Origin of the sequence: Myroides phaeus (genome assembly GCF_009799805.1) — a bacterium.
Classification (GTDB): Bacteria; Bacteroidota; Bacteroidia; order Flavobacteriales; family Flavobacteriaceae; genus Flavobacterium; species Flavobacterium phaeum_A.
In genome coordinates, this window is record NZ_CP047050.1 from 1,931,535 (window position 1) to 1,951,807 (window position 20,273).

At 33.8% G+C, this 20,273-nt stretch carries 22 protein-coding genes and 1 pseudogene; 9 read left to right on the top strand and 14 right to left on the bottom strand.

The features are described from left to right. Positions 1–95: 95 nt before the first annotated feature. From GQS07_RS08630 to GQS07_RS08650, 5 genes are all read right to left on the bottom strand, one after another. On the bottom strand, positions 96–584 hold the full coding sequence (locus GQS07_RS08630; RefSeq protein ID WP_158210456.1) for a hypothetical protein: 489 nt from the start codon (positions 582–584) through the stop codon (positions 96–98). Between the two features lie 20 nt (positions 585–604). Beyond that, complete coding sequence (locus GQS07_RS08635; RefSeq protein ID WP_158210457.1) at positions 605–1,285, bottom strand: Abi family protein; 681 nt, start codon at positions 1,283–1,285, stop codon at positions 605–607. Positions 1,286–1,578: 293 nt separating this feature from the next. Further along, the gene (locus GQS07_RS08640; RefSeq protein WP_158210458.1) at positions 1,579–1,860 is read right to left on the bottom strand and encodes a hypothetical protein; all 282 of its coding nucleotides are present in this window, start codon (positions 1,858–1,860) and stop codon (positions 1,579–1,581) included. 307 nt (positions 1,861–2,167) lie between these two features. Beyond that, the gene (locus GQS07_RS08645; RefSeq protein ID WP_158210459.1) at positions 2,168–2,599 is read right to left on the bottom strand and encodes a hypothetical protein; all 432 of its coding nucleotides are present in this window, start codon (positions 2,597–2,599) and stop codon (positions 2,168–2,170) included. 296 nt (positions 2,600–2,895) lie between these two features. Then, entirely contained in the window at positions 2,896–3,711 is an 816-nt protein-coding gene (locus GQS07_RS08650; protein WP_158210460.1) for a class I SAM-dependent methyltransferase, read from the bottom strand. Positions 3,712–3,963: 252 nt separating this feature from the next. On the opposite strand from GQS07_RS08650, the gene GQS07_RS08655 reads away from it, so the two are divergent. Beyond that, complete coding sequence (locus tag GQS07_RS08655; RefSeq protein ID WP_158210461.1) at positions 3,964–4,812, top strand: hypothetical protein; 849 nt, start codon at positions 3,964–3,966, stop codon at positions 4,810–4,812. Positions 4,813–5,005: 193 nt separating this feature from the next. Here GQS07_RS08655 and GQS07_RS08660 read toward each other — a convergent pair whose 3' ends face one another. Next, a complete protein-coding gene (locus GQS07_RS08660) occupies positions 5,006–5,716 on the bottom strand; it encodes a hypothetical protein (RefSeq protein ID WP_233269250.1) in 711 nt (236 codons plus the stop codon). A gap of 598 nt (positions 5,717–6,314) precedes the next feature. On the opposite strand from GQS07_RS08660, the gene GQS07_RS08665 reads away from it, so the two are divergent. From GQS07_RS08665 to GQS07_RS08700, 8 genes are all read left to right on the top strand, one after another. Next, a complete protein-coding gene (locus tag GQS07_RS08665) occupies positions 6,315–7,586 on the top strand; it encodes a site-specific integrase (protein WP_006260869.1) in 1,272 nt (423 codons plus the stop codon). Next, positions 7,583–8,482, top strand: a complete 900-nt coding sequence (locus GQS07_RS08670) for a hypothetical protein (RefSeq protein ID WP_006260870.1) — start codon at positions 7,583–7,585, stop codon at positions 8,480–8,482. The genes GQS07_RS08665 and GQS07_RS08670 overlap by 4 nt, the downstream gene beginning before the upstream one ends. Before the next feature lie 175 nt (positions 8,483–8,657). Then, the gene (locus GQS07_RS08675; RefSeq protein ID WP_006260872.1) at positions 8,658–8,957 is read left to right on the top strand and encodes a DUF3853 family protein; all 300 of its coding nucleotides are present in this window, start codon (positions 8,658–8,660) and stop codon (positions 8,955–8,957) included. 96 nt (positions 8,958–9,053) lie between these two features. Then, positions 9,054–10,289 (top strand): primase-helicase family protein, encoded by a 1,236-nt coding sequence (locus GQS07_RS08680; protein ID WP_006260873.1) that lies wholly within the window; start codon positions 9,054–9,056, stop codon positions 10,287–10,289. Positions 10,290–10,508: 219 nt separating this feature from the next. Further along, complete coding sequence (locus GQS07_RS08685) at positions 10,509–11,462, top strand: toprim domain-containing protein (protein WP_158210463.1); 954 nt, start codon at positions 10,509–10,511, stop codon at positions 11,460–11,462. A 95-nt stretch (positions 11,463–11,557) separates the two neighbouring features. Further along, complete coding sequence (locus tag GQS07_RS08690) at positions 11,558–11,857, top strand: plasmid mobilization protein (protein ID WP_006260875.1); 300 nt, start codon at positions 11,558–11,560, stop codon at positions 11,855–11,857. Positions 11,858–11,859: 2 nt separating this feature from the next. Beyond that, positions 11,860–12,774, top strand: a complete 915-nt coding sequence (locus tag GQS07_RS08695) for a relaxase/mobilization nuclease domain-containing protein (protein ID WP_006260876.1) — start codon at positions 11,860–11,862, stop codon at positions 12,772–12,774. A gap of 3 nt (positions 12,775–12,777) precedes the next feature. Further along, positions 12,778–13,266: a hypothetical protein gene (locus GQS07_RS08700; protein ID WP_006260877.1), complete on the top strand. Its 489-nt coding sequence runs from the start codon at positions 12,778–12,780 to the stop codon at positions 13,264–13,266. Between the two features lie 406 nt (positions 13,267–13,672). Here the strand turns inward: GQS07_RS08700 and GQS07_RS08705 are convergent, their stop codons facing one another. The 8 genes and pseudogenes from GQS07_RS08705 to GQS07_RS08740 form a co-directional block, all read right to left on the bottom strand. Further along, on the bottom strand, positions 13,673–14,962 hold the full coding sequence (locus GQS07_RS08705) for an APC family permease (RefSeq protein WP_158210464.1): 1,290 nt from the start codon (positions 14,960–14,962) through the stop codon (positions 13,673–13,675). A 2-nt stretch (positions 14,963–14,964) separates the two neighbouring features. After that, entirely contained in the window at positions 14,965–15,393 is a 429-nt protein-coding gene (locus GQS07_RS08710) for a DoxX family protein (RefSeq protein ID WP_158210465.1), read from the bottom strand. A gap of 2 nt (positions 15,394–15,395) precedes the next feature. Further along, the gene (locus tag GQS07_RS08715; protein WP_158210466.1) at positions 15,396–15,872 is read right to left on the bottom strand and encodes a hypothetical protein; all 477 of its coding nucleotides are present in this window, start codon (positions 15,870–15,872) and stop codon (positions 15,396–15,398) included. A gap of 76 nt (positions 15,873–15,948) precedes the next feature. Further along, on the bottom strand, positions 15,949–16,767 hold the full coding sequence (locus GQS07_RS08720) for an AraC family transcriptional regulator (RefSeq protein ID WP_158210467.1): 819 nt from the start codon (positions 16,765–16,767) through the stop codon (positions 15,949–15,951). A 266-nt stretch (positions 16,768–17,033) separates the two neighbouring features. Then, complete coding sequence (locus GQS07_RS13690) at positions 17,034–17,942, bottom strand: HNH endonuclease (RefSeq protein ID WP_199269093.1); 909 nt, start codon at positions 17,940–17,942, stop codon at positions 17,034–17,036. Positions 17,943–18,495: 553 nt separating this feature from the next. Then, positions 18,496–18,687: pseudogene (locus tag GQS07_RS13855) on the bottom strand (DnaJ domain-containing protein); the annotation flags it as partial. Continuing rightward, entirely contained in the window at positions 18,684–18,974 is a 291-nt protein-coding gene (locus GQS07_RS08735; protein ID WP_158210469.1) for a hypothetical protein, read from the bottom strand. The gene GQS07_RS08735 and the pseudogene GQS07_RS13855, both read right to left, overlap by 4 nt. 158 nt (positions 18,975–19,132) lie before the next feature. Next, a complete protein-coding gene (locus GQS07_RS08740) occupies positions 19,133–19,996 on the bottom strand; it encodes an aminoglycoside 6-adenylyltransferase AadS (protein WP_003013318.1) in 864 nt (287 codons plus the stop codon). Between the last annotated feature and the right edge of the window lie 277 nt (positions 19,997–20,273).

Genomic DNA, 20,273 nt, shown 5'->3' on the forward strand with positions numbered 1-20,273 from the left:
TCAAATACGATTTAGTGAATATGTATAGTCCAAAAAGAAGTAAGCAGCAGAGTATGGTTAGCCTTTTCGAGTTGTTTTTTGTCATTAAATCGGGGCTATTTCTTTTTCATTTGTAGAAATTCCTCATAGCGATTGTTGATTATTTCTTTAAACGTGGCATAGGTGTTTTCATCGTTTTCAATATAGAAGTAAGCATCGTCATTTCCCTTTTTAACTAATTCGCTTTGTGCTTGTGCCCAGTTGTCTACATCGGCACAATAGTAGCCGTAGGTCTTTGCAAACTTTGTCTTTGTGCTTGTGTAGTAGGCATTGGCAAACAGGCGACCTTTTGTATTGAGGTCTTCCGAGGTTAAAACACCATCTAAGTAATCCATCAAAAAGACTCTGCAATCAGCTATTCCACTTTTAATTTGCGTGATATCGTCAGGGGTATCGTTAGCAATTTCTTTTCCGATGAAGTTGTTTTCGATGCACCAACGTAGAAAAAAGGCTATGTGTGTAGCTCCGTTTTCAACGGGTAAGCTTGTAGGAAATGTAGCTGAACCGTAATGCCATTTTGCTTTATCGTAAACTTTATGTTCCATTTATCGTTTTTTAGAGTTGTTTATAGATTGTCAATTTCATTACACAAAGATGATACGTGGTCTAAACCATATAAAAGAGCGCTTTCATTAATATTCATCCATTGAAATAATTGAATTATAAGGTTATAATGCTGTAATGCATTTGTAGTGTCAATTTTTTGACTCCCAGGTTGAAAACAAATTGGCTCATGGTGAGCAATTCTATTGCGAAAGTCATTGATTAATTTTAGTTGATTAAATATATAGGATTGATTGTATTGTATAGTCGGTGTACTTTTGGGTTTTGATAGGAAAATTTTTAGTAAAGTTTGACCTCCTGCATAATATTGTGGTTGTGCAAAAAGATATCTCCAAAAACCAAAATCAAGTGTTGCTAATAGTTTTGAGTGAGTATATATAGTTAGTTTTTTTAATGATTTACTAATTATTTTGTTAGTATTTGCGCATTTCTTAGAGGTAAAAATACCATTTGCAGTTACGCTATGTTTTAGCCAATCACTTCCATGTTGTGTAGTATATTGGTCATTTATTTTATTGCGTATTGCGACTTCAAAACAACTTATTATTGTAAACATTTCTTGAGAAAGACGTAAATTTTTACGATATAAAGTCATTGCTTTTCTGGAGTTATTACCAGTTGCAATAAGATATCGATGCATTCTTGCTTTTGACATAATATCTTCAAATTCAATATATTTCATTTTAAATTAGGTGGTTATAAAATTAGTCATTAAATTTGTAATACATTATTCCCGATAGCCCCTGATTTATCAAGCTATCGGGTTTTCGTTTTTTATATACTTTCAATCTGTTGTGATTGGACAAGAATATATTGTTTTTGATTCTTAGTTAAATAACTTATTAAATGTTTAATCTTGACTAAATTAAGAAAAAATAATATTTGATATCGAAGTATTTTTTTATAAATATTGAAAATGTAATAAAAAAAGGAGAAACAAGTCGTTTCTCCTTTCGGTGATATTAGTAAATCATATTATCGTTTTGCGGCTTTGATACCTGCTTTAAAACCTCTATTGTACCCGTCTTGGTAACTTTTTTTACCCATTTCAGGAACTGGAGTATGTGGTGTAGCAGGACAAATAGCGTGTTTTCCTTTTACGTCTTTCCAGCCTTCACAATAGCCTTTTTTCCATCCTTCAGCATATTCTTTTCGCGTATTGTTTTGTACTGCTATCGGTGTTTTAGTTTCCGCTTTTAAGGGATTAAAAACTGAAAAAGTAGTGGCGATAATTGCAAATAAAATAAGCTTTTTCATAGAGAATTAGTTTTGGGTTATAATGTAAAGGTATGCACTCTTTTTGAGTTTTGAGCTTTGACGGCAAACGAAAGAGGGTTTACTTTTTGTCTGTTTTATCAAACGCGATTAATTTATAGTGCTCTTTCTAAAGCTTCTTCAAGTATTCTGAAGTTGTAGTATTCATTTATGTAAGGGATTTAGCTTAGCAATAGTTGTTTTGTGGTGCTTGAGGTTATTTGTGGTTGTTTTTAATTCTACTCAAAACAATGCGGTAACGTCTAAAAATAGGTTGGATTTAGTGTGTATGATTCCGTTGGTTGAAATATTAATCTTCGTTATAAACAACCGTTAGTACACAAAGGCCTGCTCCAGTTGTTATTTGGTACAACATTTTGTTGTCATAGTCTTTCCATTCTGCTGTATCGGTTTGTACTAAGTTTTCTCTTATGTAACTTTTAAGCGTATTTATTTCTGTTTCAGGAACAAAAATTTTAAACATATAACACATTTCTGTTTTGTCGTCAAGTTCAACAAAGTACATCGCTATCGTTTGCGTGAATGTACCTCTGTCTTCGGTTTCAACTTCATCGTTATATGTAATATACTTTGTGTTGTCATTTGCAGTATGCGCTGTGTAATCGCTACCGTATTTTTGGATAATGTTCGTCTTCGTTTGAAAGATTTGAGCTGAGGCTGTTTGTAAGCCCATTAAAAAGAAAGCGGCTACTCCTAAGAATAGTTTGAATTTTGTATGCATAATTTACTCGTTTTATCAATAAATACAGGTTAGTTTAAAAGCGTTAAATTGCTGTATAGTAGTCTATTTTTCTTCTAATTTACTGATATTTAATGGATAATAAGGTTGTGTTTAGTGAACTGCTTGATAATTTGAGTGAAGGGGAGTAGGGAGCAAAAAAAAACAACCTCTTTGGTAGGAGGTTGTTTGTTATTTTAGAAACGTACCTTATACTTTTTGAAGCAAATGACTTTTTTTAGGAGATGTATTTATACTGGATTTGACGTTGTGAAAAGTTTCAACAGTACTGATTTTATCTACAAAGTATAGGATGCTTTTTTGGTCGATACAATTGCATAGACCATTGGAATTTTGTTGTCTAAATGGGCTATTCTATACTTATGAGGTTCAAATTCTACGGTGTGGTTGAAACAATTATAAGGCGAGTAATCAAACTCGTCAAGGGTGTTAATTTCAATGCCATTGCGGATTAAACTATTGACAACCTCGCTTAAGCTATGATTCCACATAACGTACGATTGAGAGATGTCTGCTTCTTTATCCGCATACGTTCCGTTTTCCGTTTCGACGATGGCTCCTGAATTAAAATATCTGTAACCAATTTTGTCAAAATCATCATCAAACATCCATACCACAGGGTGAAATTCGACAAACACAAATTGTCCGTTTGGTTTTAAGAATTTGGAAATAACCTGAGCCCATTTATCTAAGTCGGGTAACCAACCAATGGTGCCGTAACTCGTAAAAACAAGGTCGAATTGTTCGTCTAAATGGTTTGGCAAATCGTAAATATCGCAGCAAATAAACTGCGTGTTAGCATTTGTATCAGCCGCAATTTGTTTGGCACTTTCAATGGCTTTATCAGACAAATCAACCCCCGTAACCTTAGCGCCCAATCTGCTCAACGAGATTGTATCTTGTCCGAAATGGCATTGCAGGTGTAAAATCTTTTTTCCTGTGATATCGCCCAATAAGTCCAGTTCAATTTTATTTAGAGATGTTTTTCCATTCAAGAATCCCTCAAGATTATAAAATTCTGACTTTAAGTGCGTATCCGTTCTGTTGTTCCAAGACTGTCGGTTTATTTCTAAATAATTCTGTTCTGCGTTCATTTGGTATAGGTTTAATACCAGCCAACCGTTTGTGTAAACAAGCATACATTCAGAAGGTTAGTGGCAATTCGCTAATGTAATTAAATTCTTCTATTAAAAGATTAGTGCGTTTAGCAAACAGTAAATTTAGTAACGTTGCTTGAGTTGAGGGAAGTTAGTGTTAGTTGTTCGTTATTGGTAGTCAAGGTAGTTTTTTGTACTTTTAAATAAAGTTTACAAGTAAGCTATTAAAAGCTAATTTACACGATTATTATGAAAAAATTACTTCCCTTTTTTATGTTGACAAGTTTCCCTTTCTTTTTCTCGTCTTGTTCTAAAAGTTATGAGATGGAACCAAGAGATGCAGGGCAATACGGATATGAGGTGTGGCAAGGGCATTTTATTGTACAAGATGGCGTGCATATCCCTTTGTTATTTGGAGTAGAAGGAAGTGAGGGAGTACGACAAGTACGCATATTTAGTGGTTCGGAATTAGCACATTCGAGTTATTGGCAAGAAGGAAGTGAAGGGCATACTGGTTTAGATTCTGTTCATTTTAAGTCAGGGATAAACAGTGAGTTTAGAGGGGTTAGAAATGGAAATACGGTATCAGGAGTATATTTAGATGGTGTTAATACGAAAGTAGAACGTGCCAAATTTGTAGTAGAAAAGAAGGACAAACAGGAGTCTGCTTTTCCACAAATAGCTAAGCCTACTGATGTTTCCCCTACAGGTACTTGGGAGCTTGACTTTGGTACATTAAAGGATTTAAGTGATGCTAATGAACTGCTTCGGTATACTATAGATCGAGTGAAAACCTTTGATTTATACAGAAATAATCAAACTGTGATAGGCAGAGCGTATGGGGCTGGAAGTATTCAGGGTTTTGATGGGGTAATGACTGAGAATGGATTTATATGTTCTTCTTTTCATCAATCAGAGCCGTTTTTAATAGAGGCAACTTTTATAGATGAGAATACCTTTGATGCTAAAATTACGTCAACTACAGATGTGTATAAGGTGAGGGGGATACGCAAATCTCAAAATACAGAAGATGCGGAATTTACGGGTTCTGTGATTCAAGGGATTTATTTGTCGCTAAAGGCTTTCTTTAGGTGGTGATTTAGGTGATGATTTAGGAAAGAACAACTATTTGCCAATGGAGTATTCTTTTTCGTGGTTATGCGTTAAAGCGTACTGAGGTTGGCAAACAGTCTATTTAGCAAGTACCGTTGCTTGAGATGTGGTATTTGCTTATAATGTGGCAAGCGGGATATATAAATGCGCTGTAAGCTATTAGTTTCTTTAGAAAGGGTTAGACTATATATTTGCCGAAATACTGCTTTAAAGCGTCCTTATTGTACTTATCCTCTCCACGCCAATAAGTAACAAAAGTCCAATCGTGTTTTCCTTTCACTGGTCTGTCATAAGAAGCCGGTTTTAAGATGTCGATACACGCTAATATTTCGATTAGTATCTGGCGTTCGTCTTTGGTTGATTTGACAACTGACGCAAGGTTTTTTTCTAAGGCACTTGGATAGTCGTTGGGTTGAGAATTTTCGATTGCCGTTAGTATATTTTTGAAAATATCGATGTCCTCTGTTGTCGGTTCTGGGATGTCTGCCGCTTGCAGTTGTTGAAGGTCAAACAAGGTGTATACAAGTTCGCCGTGTCTTACGCCGCCCCATTTTATTCTTTCAAAGTTCAATACGTTTAAGTCTTTATCAACGTAGTGTTCATCGCCAATAATTCCGTATTTCAAATCTCTGCATATACCACACGTATAGCTTATGTGTGTTACGTTTCCGTTTTGATCATAACTTTGTCCGCTAATCGCCTTGGTGTATTTGTGAGGCGTTAGTTGCTTAGCAATGAAGTAAGAGGCTAAGCCAGAGCGCCAGTCTAAGCGTCTGGTAGATAGGCTGCTTAGGAATGCTTTGGCTACGTGTTGTGTTGAGATGGTAGGGAGTATATTGGCTATGAGGTCTAAGCAGGTATCGTGGGAAATAGTTAGGGGGGCAAACATTAGTCCTTTTGCCTTGGCATAGGCCAGGTCTTCAGGGGTTGTTTGCCTGTCTTTTACGTTTATCCATCCGCTTTTCCAATAGGTTTTGAATAGGATGTTTTTAGCTTTTTTGTCCATTTTTGGTGTTGGTTTTGTTTTGCTAAAATAGGGATTTGTTTGTTAGGGTAGGGGGTAAATGAAAACAAGATACGTTGTGGGGGGGATTTTGTGGGGTTCAAAGTTTTAAAAGTGTTTTTTAGGTATTTAGCTCTTTAGATTAGATTTTATAATGATTATTTTGGACTTCCTATAATTATAAAAACATTACTGCAACATAAAACTATAACCTGATGTTCTGGAAAAATACTTGATAGGGGTGAATTGGAGGGATTACATATTCCAACAAGGGTAATTTGACAAAAATAAAACCGATAACGAGAGTTATCGGTTTTATTTGCGGAGAAAGAGGGAATATAACCCATATATAAATAGAGTGTGATAAAATACTATTATTTTGATTTATTGGTAGTTATGTTTTTATTAAGTCGATTAAATACCTTAAAATACTATATGATAGTATCAAAATTGGGTGTATATTTGGGTGCTATTACAAATAACTATGACTATAAAAAGAAAGATAACTATTGCTATTGAAAAGAGAAAGAAAGATGGTGTATTAATCACAGAGAACGTTCCAATTCGTGCAAGAGTGGTATATAATGGTGGCCGTGTAGAACTCTTTACAGGCTACCGCATTGATGCTTCTAAATGGGATGAAGCAAAAGAAAAGGTACGCAATGGGTGTACCAATAAGCTAAAACAAAGCTCTTCCGAAATCAATACAGCAATACAGGAGCTATCTACTACGATTGATAGAATCTTTAAAGAGTATGAATTGAAAAACGAAGTACCTTCTTTTGAACTCTTAAAAGATGAAATAAAACGCTACTCAGATAAACAAACCATATCAGCAACAGAAAAGAATCTCTTTACAGCTTTTGACGAGTTTGTAAAAAGTAGTGGTAAACGCAATGATTGGACAACTGCTACTTACACCAAGTTTAATACTGTTCGTTCACATCTTTTTTCTTTCAAAAGCAATTTTCAGTTTACTGATATTAACGAAAAGACGTTATTAGACTACGTTTCATTTTTACGCATTGAAAAACAGATGCGTAATAGCACCATCGAAAAGCAAATTAGTTTTGTAAAGTGGTTTTTGAAGTGGTGTAAAAACAACAATTATACAATTACCTATAATTTTGAAGAGTTTAAACCAAAACTAAAGGAAACATCTAAAAAGATAATCTTTTTAACTCAAGAGGAAATCGAACAGATTAAATCAACGGATTTAGGCACAAAGTCGTACTTAGAACGTGTACGTGATGTATTGCTTTTCTGTTGCTATACAGGACTTCGCTATTCAGATGCCTTTAGCCTAACAAGACACGACATTAAAAATGATGCTATTGAGTTTGTTACCAAAAAGACAAATGATATGCTGAGAGTTGAATTAAACAAACACAGTAGAGCAATATTAGAGAAGTACAAAGATGTACCTTTTGAAAAAGGAAAGGCTCTACCTGTTATTTCTAATCAAAAGATGAATGACTACATAAAAGAACTTGGAGAGTTAGCAGAGATTAACGAACCGATTAGAGAAACCTACTATGTAGGCAATGAAAGAATAGATGAAGTAAAACCCAAATACGAACATTTAAGCACTCACGTAGGGCGAAGAACATTTATCTGTACCGCTTTATCATTGGGGATACCTGTACAGGTTGTAATGAAATGGACAGGACATTCAGACTACAAATCAATGAAGCCTTATATTGATGTAGCTGATACGATTAAAGCGAATGCAATGACTAAATTTGATATGATATGAATACAGTAGATGCCCAATTAGAATTAACAAGATTTATGACTGATAACACAATAGTGATGTGGGAAAAAGAATTAAACACATCAGGAAATTCGTTTAATTTCGATTCCCAAGATATTTATAGACAATATATGATTAATATCTTAATGTTTGATTTTAAAGACCGAATTGATTCTGCAAAAGACACACAAGAAAGAAAAGAAATTTTATCTATTGTTAGAGAAAATTTGGAGACAATAATTAAGTTGTATGAAAAAAATTCTGATTTCTTCACTAATCTTGATAGAGATGGACTTCGGTTAAAGAAATACCGAGAAAGAAATAAAAATAGTTTGTCAGATAATGATTTAACAATGGAATTGTATAGAGAAACGGAATTGCCTGAACGTAAAACCTACTTTGAATCAAGTTTTTACAAAGAGATAGGTTTTTTAAACTACGACTACCACCAAGAGATATATAATCATAGTAAAAGGCTTTTAAAAGATGTGAAATCAAATTTTAAGGACTATGAAATGTATGACAATGATTATCTTTTTATTAATGACAAGCCTATATTTTCAATGGGACTTATTAGTAAACTACATAGTATAGTAAACAATCAATTTATTGAAGATATATCAGAATATGATTTTTATAGAGAGATAAATATCTTACATACAGTGAATAAAATAAAAATCAAAGAGGATTTTCTATACACTTTCTTTTATGTAATTCATTGCTTACATAATAACATAGAAAACAAAAGTTTAAAGAAAAAGTGGTTTGCTCAAATATTAAAAGAATTTAAGATTAAGAAAGCAACTTATGACTCTAAGTATAAACACATAACAGGTAGCAGTGCCAATGATACATTAAAAGAGTATCGCAATCTCATTGATTCAGCTTTTAAACAATAAAGTACTATAAAAGCCTTTAAAATTTATAAATCCACCTTTGAACCACTTTAGAATTTTACTAAAGTGGTTTTTTTGTGCAATAAAGTGTGTTTTTCCACCCCCTCTCCACCTTACACACATCGTAGTTTTGAATTGTTCGAACATCACAAAATCGTATAATTTAAAAACTAAAACTATGTATATAAGCGAATTAAAAGAAAAGCCAGTTTGGCAAATGACAGGAGAAGAACTATTACAGTTATTACAAACAGTATCTATAAAGGATTTTAAAGAACTCAATACTTCGCAAGAAACGCAACAATCTACAAAGCGTTATGTTTACGGAATACGTGGTATAGCAGACCTACTTGGGTGCAGTATTACCACTGCTAATAAAATCAAGAAAGAAGGTCATATCAAAAAAGCGATTATCCAAAGAGGTAGAAAAATTATAGTCGATGCTGACTTGGCATTAGAACTATTCGCTAAAAAATAAAAGGGACAACTTGTGCAAATCGTCCCTTAATATCCAATTAAAGTATAACTCAACTCTTATCGTATAAAGATAAGGATTATTAAAACACAAGTAAATATGAGCTTAGATATACCCTATATCCGAGTAGGAACTGCTTACTTTAAAATCATCGAAAAACCTTTGATATCAGGTGATAAAGTTAAAGTAATGGTGCGTTGGACTCGTGAAACGATTGTATCAGATCACGGAAAGTCCTACTTAGAGAACGTCTTAAAATTAGATGGCTTTTGCTGTATTCCAGACCATCTTAACTATCAACCAATCGTAGAAAATTTTTTTAATACCTATAATGAATTAAATATGAAACCAATAGAAGAAGATTTTAACTTAAATGAATTAGAACAATTGATTCCAAACTCACTACACTTTGTAAAGCACATATTCGGAAGTGAACAATACGAATATGGTTTAGACTATCTAAAGCTATTGTATGAGAAGCCAACGCAAACCTTACCAATATTGTGCCTTGTTAGTAAAGAACGTGCAACAGGAAAAAGCTCTTTTATTAAATGGCTTAAAAATATCTTTGGACTCAATATGACTTATATCAAAGGAGATTCTTTTGGTTCTCAATTTAACGCTGATTGGGCAAGTATGTTATTAGTTGCCATAGACGAAGTATTCTTTGATAAGAAAGAGATTACAGAGCGTTTAAAGTACCTTTCTACTACTGACAAAGACAAAGTTGAAGCAAAGGGAAAAGACAGACAGGAAATAGAGTTTTTCGCCAAGTTTATTCTTTGCTCTAACAATGAGGATGATTTCATTCAAATAGACGAAGAAGAAATACGTTTTTGGATTCGAAAGATTAAACCTATTGAATCAGAAGACGTTCACTTTATCAAGAAGCTAACAAGTGAAGTTCCTTATTTCATCAAATACTTACTTCTACGACCTTATTACACCACGCAACAAACCCGAATGTGGTTTACACCTAAACAGATACTTACAGCTTCCCTTTTAAAGCTAATTAGTAAAAACAAAATAGAGATTTCACTTTTAGAACTTTTAAACCTGTGCTTTGAAAAGGTTGCCGAGGATGAAATTTGCGTAGCTCCCAATGATTTACTCTTGTTATTACGCAAGACAAACCCAAAACTAATAATATCTGCTAGTGAAATAAGAAAGATTTTAAAGAAATGGGATTTTGAACCACAAAACAACACAAAATCTTATCAAGGAATAGAGCTTTTATCTCATGGAGAATTTGTTAAAATAGAACGTAGAGGACGTTACTACATCATTAAAAAAGATTTATTCTATAAAATATTTGATGCAATGATGCAAGAATAGATTAAACTATTGTTTATTAACAAGTTATACTGCATCAAAGTTTGCATCAAACTAAAAACACGTCAAGTTTGATGCAAGAGTGATGCAAGAAACAAAATGAGTTTGATGCAGTGATGCAAGAGTGATGCAGAGTATTTTATTGAAATACAATTGATTAACACCTTTCTGCATCATTGCATCAAAAAAAAACAGATTTTTAACCCGACTATTTCAAAACGTATGAATTGTGAATTAGCTAAACAAATTAGCCTAACAGACTTACTTAAAAAGTTAGGTCATACCCCAACCAAAATAATGAGAGTTGATTGGTGGTATATAAGTCCATTTAGAGAGGAAAAAACAGCATCATTTAAAGTGAATATTGATAAAAACGTGTTTTATGACCATTCTGCTGGTTTTGGTGGAACAACACTTGATTTTGTGATGAAGTACAATAATTGCGATATTAAATCAGCTTTAGAATTGCTCAAAAACGATTCTTTTTCTTTTCATCAGCCAATTATTGTGAGTTCTAACATTATTCAAGAACCAACATATACAATTCAAGCGATTAAGCCATTAACACATCCAAACTTGATACAATATATCACTGAGCGTAATCTTAGCCTTAAAATGGCTCAAACTTATTGTAAGGAAGTACACTATACTCTAAACAACAAATCATATTACGCTGTTGGTTTTCCCAATACCACCATAAATGGTTTCGAACTAAGAAACGTGTATATAAAAATGTGTCTTGGAAAAAAGGCAGTAACCTACTTTGATAACAAAAGTAAACATATTGTCTTGTTTGAATCTTGGAGTGATTACATCAGCTTTTTAACCCTTTATCCAAATGCAGAAAAGCAATATGATTATTTGATTCTTAATTCCGTATCAATGTTGAATAATACAATAATTAAAACACCAAATAATTATTTGTACAAATGTACAAATGGGGAATTGTATAAATGTATCAATGTACAAATGGATAAAAGTATCAATAATACTTTGTACAAAGAATTAAAGTATGAAAGTATTATTTGTTGTTTCGACAATGATAAAGCTGGAGAAAGTGCCTTTCAAAAAGTAGCTCAGACCTATACAAACGTTGTTGATGGACGAAAACTGTACGAGAATCACAAAGATTTGAATGATTATTTACTAACTATTAACCGCAATGATTTGACGTGAGAATTATCGAGATGTGTCTTTGTCCTTACAAATTGGAAATTTGACAACCAAAGACCACTCGTTTTTCTCCCGAAGGTCGCAAAATGGGTAAGACGATGAAAAAAACAAAGAAGATAGAATTTAGAGTAACTCTTACAGAGGCTCTAATCATAAAAAACAAAGCAGAAAAAGTAGGTTGTAGCGTTTCGGAGTACATCCGAAACACCGCACTTGACTATTCTTTAGCGTATAAATTAACTCCTGATGAAGTTGAAGTTTACAAATTACTGAACAAATACACAGATAATTTTAGGCGAATAAGCAACCTTTTTAAGCTTGGTGATACAACAGGAGTTAAAGAACACACTATTGAAACAGCTAATCTAATTCGGACTCACTTACAAAAACTACTGTAATTATGATAGCTAAAGCAAAATCTTGTGTTGGTGGCACAGCATTATTCAATTACGTAATTGATGATAAAAAGGGATATGAGCTATTAAGAAACAATCTTTCGGGGGATACTCCGAAAGATATGTTTCAAACGATGCAGATACTACAAAATCAAAACAGCAGATGTAAAAACAACACAATATCGGCTGTTATATCTCCAACTATTGTAGATAGTCAAAAGATGAGCGATAGAGATTTACGAGCATTAGCCGTTGAGTTTTTACTTGGTTTACAAATCGATCCTACCAAAGCTCAATTCATTGCTTTTGTTCATACAGAAAAAGAGCATAAACATATTCATATCATCGCCAATCGCATAGATGAAAATGGCAAAGCTCTAAAAGATAATTACATTGGTTTTGAAGCTCAAAGAGTTGCTCACGAAATAGCACTTAAATACGGTTGGACGTCTATAAGACAAGAAAACGAGAATAAGAAACAAAGAGCTAACAACACAAACTTAATAGCTAAAAACACTATCAAAACAGCTCATAGGGAAGTTTTAAGACAGGAACCAAAAGATTTACAACAATACATTCGATTAATGCTTGAAAAAGATATTGAGGTTAAACCAACTATTAATAAACAGGGGAATATTCAAGGATATCGCTTTATTCATTTACCAACTAATACAAACCTAAAAGCAAGTGAAGTTGACCGAAATATGAAGTTGAATGATTTATTTAAAAATACAGCAAGCACAGAGTCAAAGAATGAAGTAGAAAAACTATTAACTAAGCAAGAAGCAATCGAACCACAAATGCAGAATTGGAAAACAGATGTGTCTGTTTTATTTAGTTTGTTATCTGCTTTTCAACTTAGTGGTAACGATGAAGATGATGAACAAAAAAAACGTAAACGAAGAGCACTAAAAAGATAAACAATGGCAAAGAACCAACCTAAACTCACTGATATGACAGAACTATTACTTCAGCAAGTCATACAATTAGAACACACGATAAAACAAAGTAAAAAAACTCATTTAGATACCATCAAAGAATTAAGTAACATCAAAGTAACAGTAAATGTTGCTGAACTTCGACAGATAGAAAAAGAACAAAGACAACGCTTACAGAATGACTTCGATCAATTTCATCGAGAGATAACAAAAAATAATGAGGAGCTTTTGAAGGTTCACAAGGCTGTTAGCTCAAAGAGGTTATTCTACTTGATTGTATTGAACATCTTTTTACTTTTAACAACAGGTTTTTCAATGTATTTAGCTGTTAAGAATACTATTGAGAAATCGGAGTATGAGCGTTTAGAAAAAGAAAAGGGGCAATTAATAAATCAATTAGAAAATGTAAATCAGTTTTTTAACAAAAATCCAAGGACAGCTAAATCTTTCAAAGAGTGGAGTCAAAAGCAATAATTGAAAAGTGTTTATCAAAGTTATTTCCGTAAAATTTTTAGAGCTTTGAAGGCTCAAAATTTTATGGAATAACTTTGTTGGAATAGGTTCACAATATTTTAAAAGATTTACTAACGACGGTCAAGTATAAGCGTAGTGCGGGATTTCGGAGCGATTCATTGTCCACCTGCACCAAACTTTGATAGATGCCAAAATACTCAATTTTAGCCACTCAGCCCGCATTACGCTTATACAATGTTGTAGGTAGTGCTTTCTTTTTCGTCCGTGCGTTGGGGAAGACACACTTATTGACAAGCTTAGGATTGTGCGGCTGATTCGAGCGGCTTGGCAATGTGTGTGGCTGTCGAGCGTTGGCTTTGATATTAATGTCAATAGACATAATCCGAGGCTTTATTTTAGACGTTTATTAATCTTTGTTTCGGGATTTCAACTTTAAAGCAATTGAATGCCAAATCAAACCAACACCTAATAATGCAAGACCACCAATCCAAAAAGTGGGTTCAATCCAAAAGGCGAGAAACAGACATCCAAATAAGCCAAAAGCGGGAATCCAACGAGGATATAAGCGTAAGTCCGCAGGCATTCTCAGAGCCGCTAGATTAGTAATAGCGTAATAAATCAATACTGTAAACGCACTGAATGACCAAGTAAAAACAACATCTCCGCTTAACACCAATACTCCAATTATACCTCCTGTCACCCAAACAGCTACAGCGGGACTTTGAGTTTTGTGATTTATTTTGGACAATTTAGCAGGCAGGTCTTTTCTCCGTGCCATACTAAGAATTACACGCGACAAACCAAGCAGTAAATTAAGCACTACTCCTAACATAGCAGTAATGGCAGCAATAGTGATTACAGAGCCAATAACAGGTACTGAAAGTGACTGAGCAACTAACATCAATGGCGCTGCTTTTCCCTCAACGCTTAGACCAAATGCTTCCGCTCCCATAACATTTATCGCTGTAAGTGAAACGGCAAGGTAGAGTATTACAATAATTACCATTGCAAGAATAATGGCTTTGGGAATTGTAGTACGTGGTTCGGAAACCTCTTCCCCGAGTGTTGCAATTCGCCCATATCCGGTATATGCGACAAACATTAAAGCTGACCCATAGAGAATTGATGTAATAGAGGTGTCTTTTACAGAGTCAACAATTGGTTGAACAGGAAAGCCCTTAACAAAGAAACTGACAATTACGAGTGCAGCAAGTCCTAATAAGGTTGCAGAAACAATAATTATATTGGCCTGATTGCTTCGCCTAATACCACCGGAAACAAGTAATGTCATCACAAAAAGTAACAAAAGTCCGGCTCCTACAATGCCCACATTGTCAGCGTTTACACCAAAAGCATAAAATAGGTAGCCTACACACCCTAATACTGCGGTTGCAGCAGACGCTGATTTTGCTATCAAAAACATCCATCCTGCAGCAAATCCAAAATAAGAGTTTAGAAAGCGGTTTCCATACTCATATGTGCCTCCACTCACCGAATGTGCAGCAGCAAGCTGTGCACTGCTTAAACCATTGAAAGCTGCAAGTACAGCAGCGATTACCACTGCGATAATAATGCCACTACCTGCTATCTGGGTAGCAATGGCTATACTTACAAAAATGCCTGTCCCTACGATTGAACCCAAACCCATTAAAATGGCTCCTGGTGTTTTTAGTTCTCGTTTTAGTTCGTTTTCCATTTTTAATTATTATTTTGAAATGTCGAGTCAAGCGACCATTTTCCACCACCTTTAATTATCAAAAACAGACTTCCTAAAAGCATTGCCCAATCGGTGCGGCTACCGTGCATCATTACCCAAAATCCGTCATTGACTAAAATTTCTGATTTTGTAGTAGCAATGGCAACCAACATTATTACGAGTGTTGGAACACTTGCCAATCTTGTCAGCAAGCCAAGTAAAATCAACGCACCACAAACAATCTCAAACGTGCCGACAAAAGCACCGAGAAATTCCGGTGACGGAAGTCCGATTTTTTCAAATCGTCCCGCACCACGAATAGCAGGAAATAAGAATTTTTGAATGCCTTCCGAAAGGAAAACCGCACCGACCATTAAGCGAATAATGATGGTGGTTTTTGAATAGTCTGAACTAATTATTTTTTGAAACATACTTATTTGCGAATTGGTGATTGTCTGTAAAGAGGTTTCTTTACTGTAAAATGCGGTACTTTTTCCGTTGCGTGGCAACTGATACAACTGTTGGTCAGCATTTGGAAATTTTTGTTGAATACGACTGTATCTCTTTTTTCAAGTGCCTTTTCCATTTCTGGAAGTGCTACGGTTAAGAAATGTTCTGCGGATTTTGCACGTTTAGGTCTTCGTTCCAAGCCGTTTTCAATCGCTTTTCGGATTTTTTCAATTTGATAGTCGGCATATTCCCAATTTTCGTCTTGTCCTGTCCAATACAGTTCCTGATAGCGGTAGCCTGTTTCTACCATTGCCATATCAAAACCCCTAAATTGGTTTTCAATGCTTTTTAATTTTTCCTGTTCCGTTCCTTTTATCCATTTGCCTTGTACATTTTGCTCTTGATTGTTTCCACAAGACCAAAGCAGAAGCAAAGCGATAATTGATACTGACCATTTCATATTTCGTGGTTTTTAATGTCGTAAAACTATACAACACTTAACCAATAATATGGTCTATTTGAAAAATGTGTGGTATTTAGTTGTTGTCGCTTCTAAAGCCCACTGGAGTTTGGTCAACGTGTCGTTTGAAGTATTTTGAAAAATGGGAATTGTCCTTGAAATCAAGTTTGTGAGCAATTTCGCTTACGGTAATGTCTGTGTAAAGCAAAAGCCTTTTTACTTCATTGATGATGTGTTCTGAAAGTATCTCGGCAGAAGATTGTCCTGTTTCTTTTCTGCAAATTGCATTTAGGTTTTGTGGTGTAGTGTTCAACAATTTGGCATAATGGCTTACTTTGTTTGTTAGTTCATCTTCTTTGCTCAAAAGGTCAATGAATTTTTGAAAGATTGTGCTGTTGCCGTTTTTAGAAATATTTGGCGTTGCTGATTCAAGAAATTTTGCCAAAAGTGCTTTTAACAGTCCGTCTATTATCGGTTGATTTGGTTTTTTCTTTTGTTGATATTCATTTAGTAAAATATTGAAAATGTCAATAGCAGTATTGTCTTTGGGAAAAAGACAGGTTTGTGCACTCAATTCTGAAATCAGGCGTTTGATGTCGTTGTCCAAACAGTTATCAATAAAGGATTTTTTGATGATAAGTACAAAGCCTTGGGGTTCTGTTTTGATGTCCCAAAAATGAACCTGCTCTTTCCGGATAGTGAAAATTACAGGAGGTTTTATTTCATATTCTTTGGTGTCAATGGTGTGGGAACCTTTTCCTTTGGTCAGGTAAATTATTTCAAAATAACTGTTGTGTTTGTGTGGAGATGTTTTTCTGATATGCTGTCTGAACGGAGCAATTTTTAGTCCTTCGGTCTGTCTGGTTTTGTCTTTTATTTCGAGTTCTGTTTTCATTTATTGTATTGTCCGTCCGTGCGGTGGCAAAATTAGGCTCTTTTGGTTTTTTCAGCGTTGGCTTTGTGTGTTGGCAAAAACCAAATGTGCCTAATGTGCGGCTGGTTTTTTGCATTACCTACAACGTTTTGCAGCTTGGCGATGTGGCGGACTTTCAGCACCAAACCATCACAAATATAAACAAAACTTTGGATAAACAGAGAACTTTCCAAAAAAGCCCAAAACCCGCCATATTGCCAAACTGCTGTTAGCTGATGGTGTTGTTATTAATCAATATGTTTGTTACTTTTACTTAAGTTACATTCACTGCATAAAGTTTGTAAATTATTTAATTCGGTTAAACCTCCAAGTGAAAATGGAATTTTATGGTCAACGTGAAGTTTAGCTCCATCATTTGCGTTTTTTCCACAAGCTACACATTTAAAATTATCTTTTTTAAATACTTTGTATCGCATTCCTAATGGAATATTTCGTTTAGTTTTGTTTTCAATTACTTTTAGCGGTAAATTTTCTATTTCGTCATCGTTACCTGTAAAAATGTAATCTAATTTATTATAAGTTGGCAATATTTCAAGTTGATAACCTTTATTGCCTTGAAAATGTCCTTTCAAAATTGAAACCACAATAAAATCATTCAAAAATTTTTCTAATGATGTGTTTACAAGTTGCTTTTTGGTTGGGTCAAATATTCCTAAAATAATATCGTTATTGTCTGTTACGTCAAATCCAAGTTTTTTAAGTTGTTCGCAAAATACGATTTGTTTTTGTCTTCTATGAGCTTGAGCTAATTTTTCACTACCTTTATATTGTTCGGAAAATTTTATTTTTTGAGTTAGATAAATTACGTTATCACTTTCTTTTTCTGTTGTTAAGTTTACAGAGAAAGTCATTCCTTCTTTTCCATTAATTTTCGTGTAGCAAAATAAGCGATAAAAATTACTCGTGTTTTCGTAAAGTTGTAATGAAACTTGTAAATTCCCATCTAAAATAGGAAAAGTGTATTCGTGTTCGTTTTGTAAGCTTTCAAATCCATCTTGATTATATTGTATTTTATCTTTTACACCTTTTGTTCCTTTTAGAATAAATTTTCCAATAGTAATTTCGTTCGGAAGTTTTGTTTTTCTTAAAATTTCGGCAAATATTTCAGCGTCTTTATGTCTGTCGTTTTTCGTCATTTTTCTTTTTTACGTTCTGTTCAAATACACTATCAGCTAACGTTTCGCAGCTACAAGAAGTTGTGTACTTCATTCACTGTCAATTACAAATATAGACAAAACTTTGATTCAACAATTACAAATTCTTACAAATCCCAAGCCTAGCAATTTCTTGTAACTGCTGTTACCTATAGTTCTAATTATCAAATAAACCAGTCACACCTTTATATCCTAAATAACCAAAAAGTAAAATCCAAGTTATTGATACTATTGGCCAAAACTCAATTTCCTTTTCTCCATTTGAAACTTTTACCCAATATTCTAACCATTTGAAAATGCCAAATATTGATGCTCCAATAAACGTCAAACCAAAATATAGACCGCAACCAAATTGAGCTCCTTTTTTTGAATTATCATATACCTTATACATTGTGTCTAAAACAGATGATTTGAAATTTTTAAAATCTGTTTTAGAATATTGTTCAGCTTTTCTTTCTGCTTCTTTTTTATGTTTTTGGTAAGTTGTATATTTTTCTGAATGAGGTGATTCCGAAAAATCTGATTTATTTAAGTTATCATAATTTTTACGTTTTGTTTCGTCAGATAATATTTCATATGCCTCTGAAATTTCAATAAATTTTTCATGACTATTAGATAACGTAGAAACATCTGGATGATACTTAAATGCAAGCTTTTTATATGCTTTCTTAATTTCATCAATGGAAGCTGTTTTGCTTACTCCTATAATTTTATAATAATCTTTCATTTATCTTCTGAAATTAATCTTTCCACTTCATTAATATTTTCTGAAAAGAAAAAACCAGCTCTAATTTTATCTTTTGCTATTATTACGGAAACATCTACATCAAATTTTTTAAATGGTTCAATTGCTTTATCAGCATCAAGAGTTGCAATATAAATTTCTTTAAATTTCTTTTTTGCGTCATCGTCAGAAGGATAAATCACTAACTCATCAATAGTTTTTCCTTTGACTTTTTTGCCAATCAAATAAGATTTCTCTTCAATTAATTTTAGTGCTTTGTTATATTCCATATTTTGTTAAAAGAATTATAGGTAACGTGCCGCGTATTGGCGATGGGCGGGATTTTTAGCACTGAACTTTAATCGAAGAACAGAAGTTGAATTTTGCACTTCCGTTGATACGAAGCCGTTCAGCCCGCCTATTGCCAATACGATGTTGTACGACGTAGTTATGTTTTGGGTTTTAGTCCAGCTAAATATTTTCGTATGTCATTTTCTAATTTATCCGGGTATTTGTACTCTAATTTTTTTGACAATTCAGTTCCTATTTCTGAAACTAAATCAGTCATTGAAAATAGAGCAGTCCAATTTTCCTTTATATCGCTCCCTGAAAATGTTTGTTCTGTTTTAGCCCACATTTCCTGGTTAAGATACTTTTTGAAAAGCCGTCCATATTTATTGGTCGTTATGTTCCAATTGTGTTCACTTGCAATGTGCCATTCAATTAAAGGAATTAAATATTCTGTGCGAATAACGGTTTCCGACATAAATTTCGCATAGAATATTTCATCTCTCACAAGACACTTTGCCACGTAAGTTGTGTCCCACCAAAAATCGTTTATTAGATTTTGAAACTCTTTTTCAGACGGTTTTTTGATAATGGAAATTTGATAAGTTGGTTTCAGCATTTGCTTTGTAATACCATCTTTATCAATTAAAATTTTATAACCAATATCCCAATCTTCTGGTAATTCTTTCTCTTGCGTTTCCTTTATAAATTTTGATTTGCTGTAAAGTTTAAAATCTACTTTCACACCGTCTTCATAAAGTAGCATTTTCATTGCGTGTTTATGGTTAAAACAACTTTCGTCTTCTTCAATCATAGCAATTGGATTTCCGAATTTAAGCGTCCAGCTTTTGTCTGAAATGTAATTTGTATTATCCTCAAAAACAAATTCAATGTCTAAATCACTAAATTCGTCAACAAGTGCTAAAGGATTTACAAGTGAACTTGTCAGAAGAAGAACTCTTACATCTTCGTTTTTCTCCGACCATTCTATAATTGTTCTTAACTTTTCTTCTCTGACTTTCATTTTGTTTGGTTCGGTTTTACTATGTCGTACAACGGGAAACGCATTGGCGAAGTGGCGGATAAATTGGACAAAAAGTTCAATTTAGCGAGAACGTAGCCGATGTGTTTCCACAGAGCTAACTTACAAATAAAAAGCGAATGTGGAACACATTCGGCGGAATAAAATGCAGAAACTTTCAATTTAGCACTTAACCTGCCATTTTGCCAATGCGATGTTATGTGAAGGAATTTTTAGTATCTTTGTATTCAAATAATTCACATTTTATGTATTTCAGCAA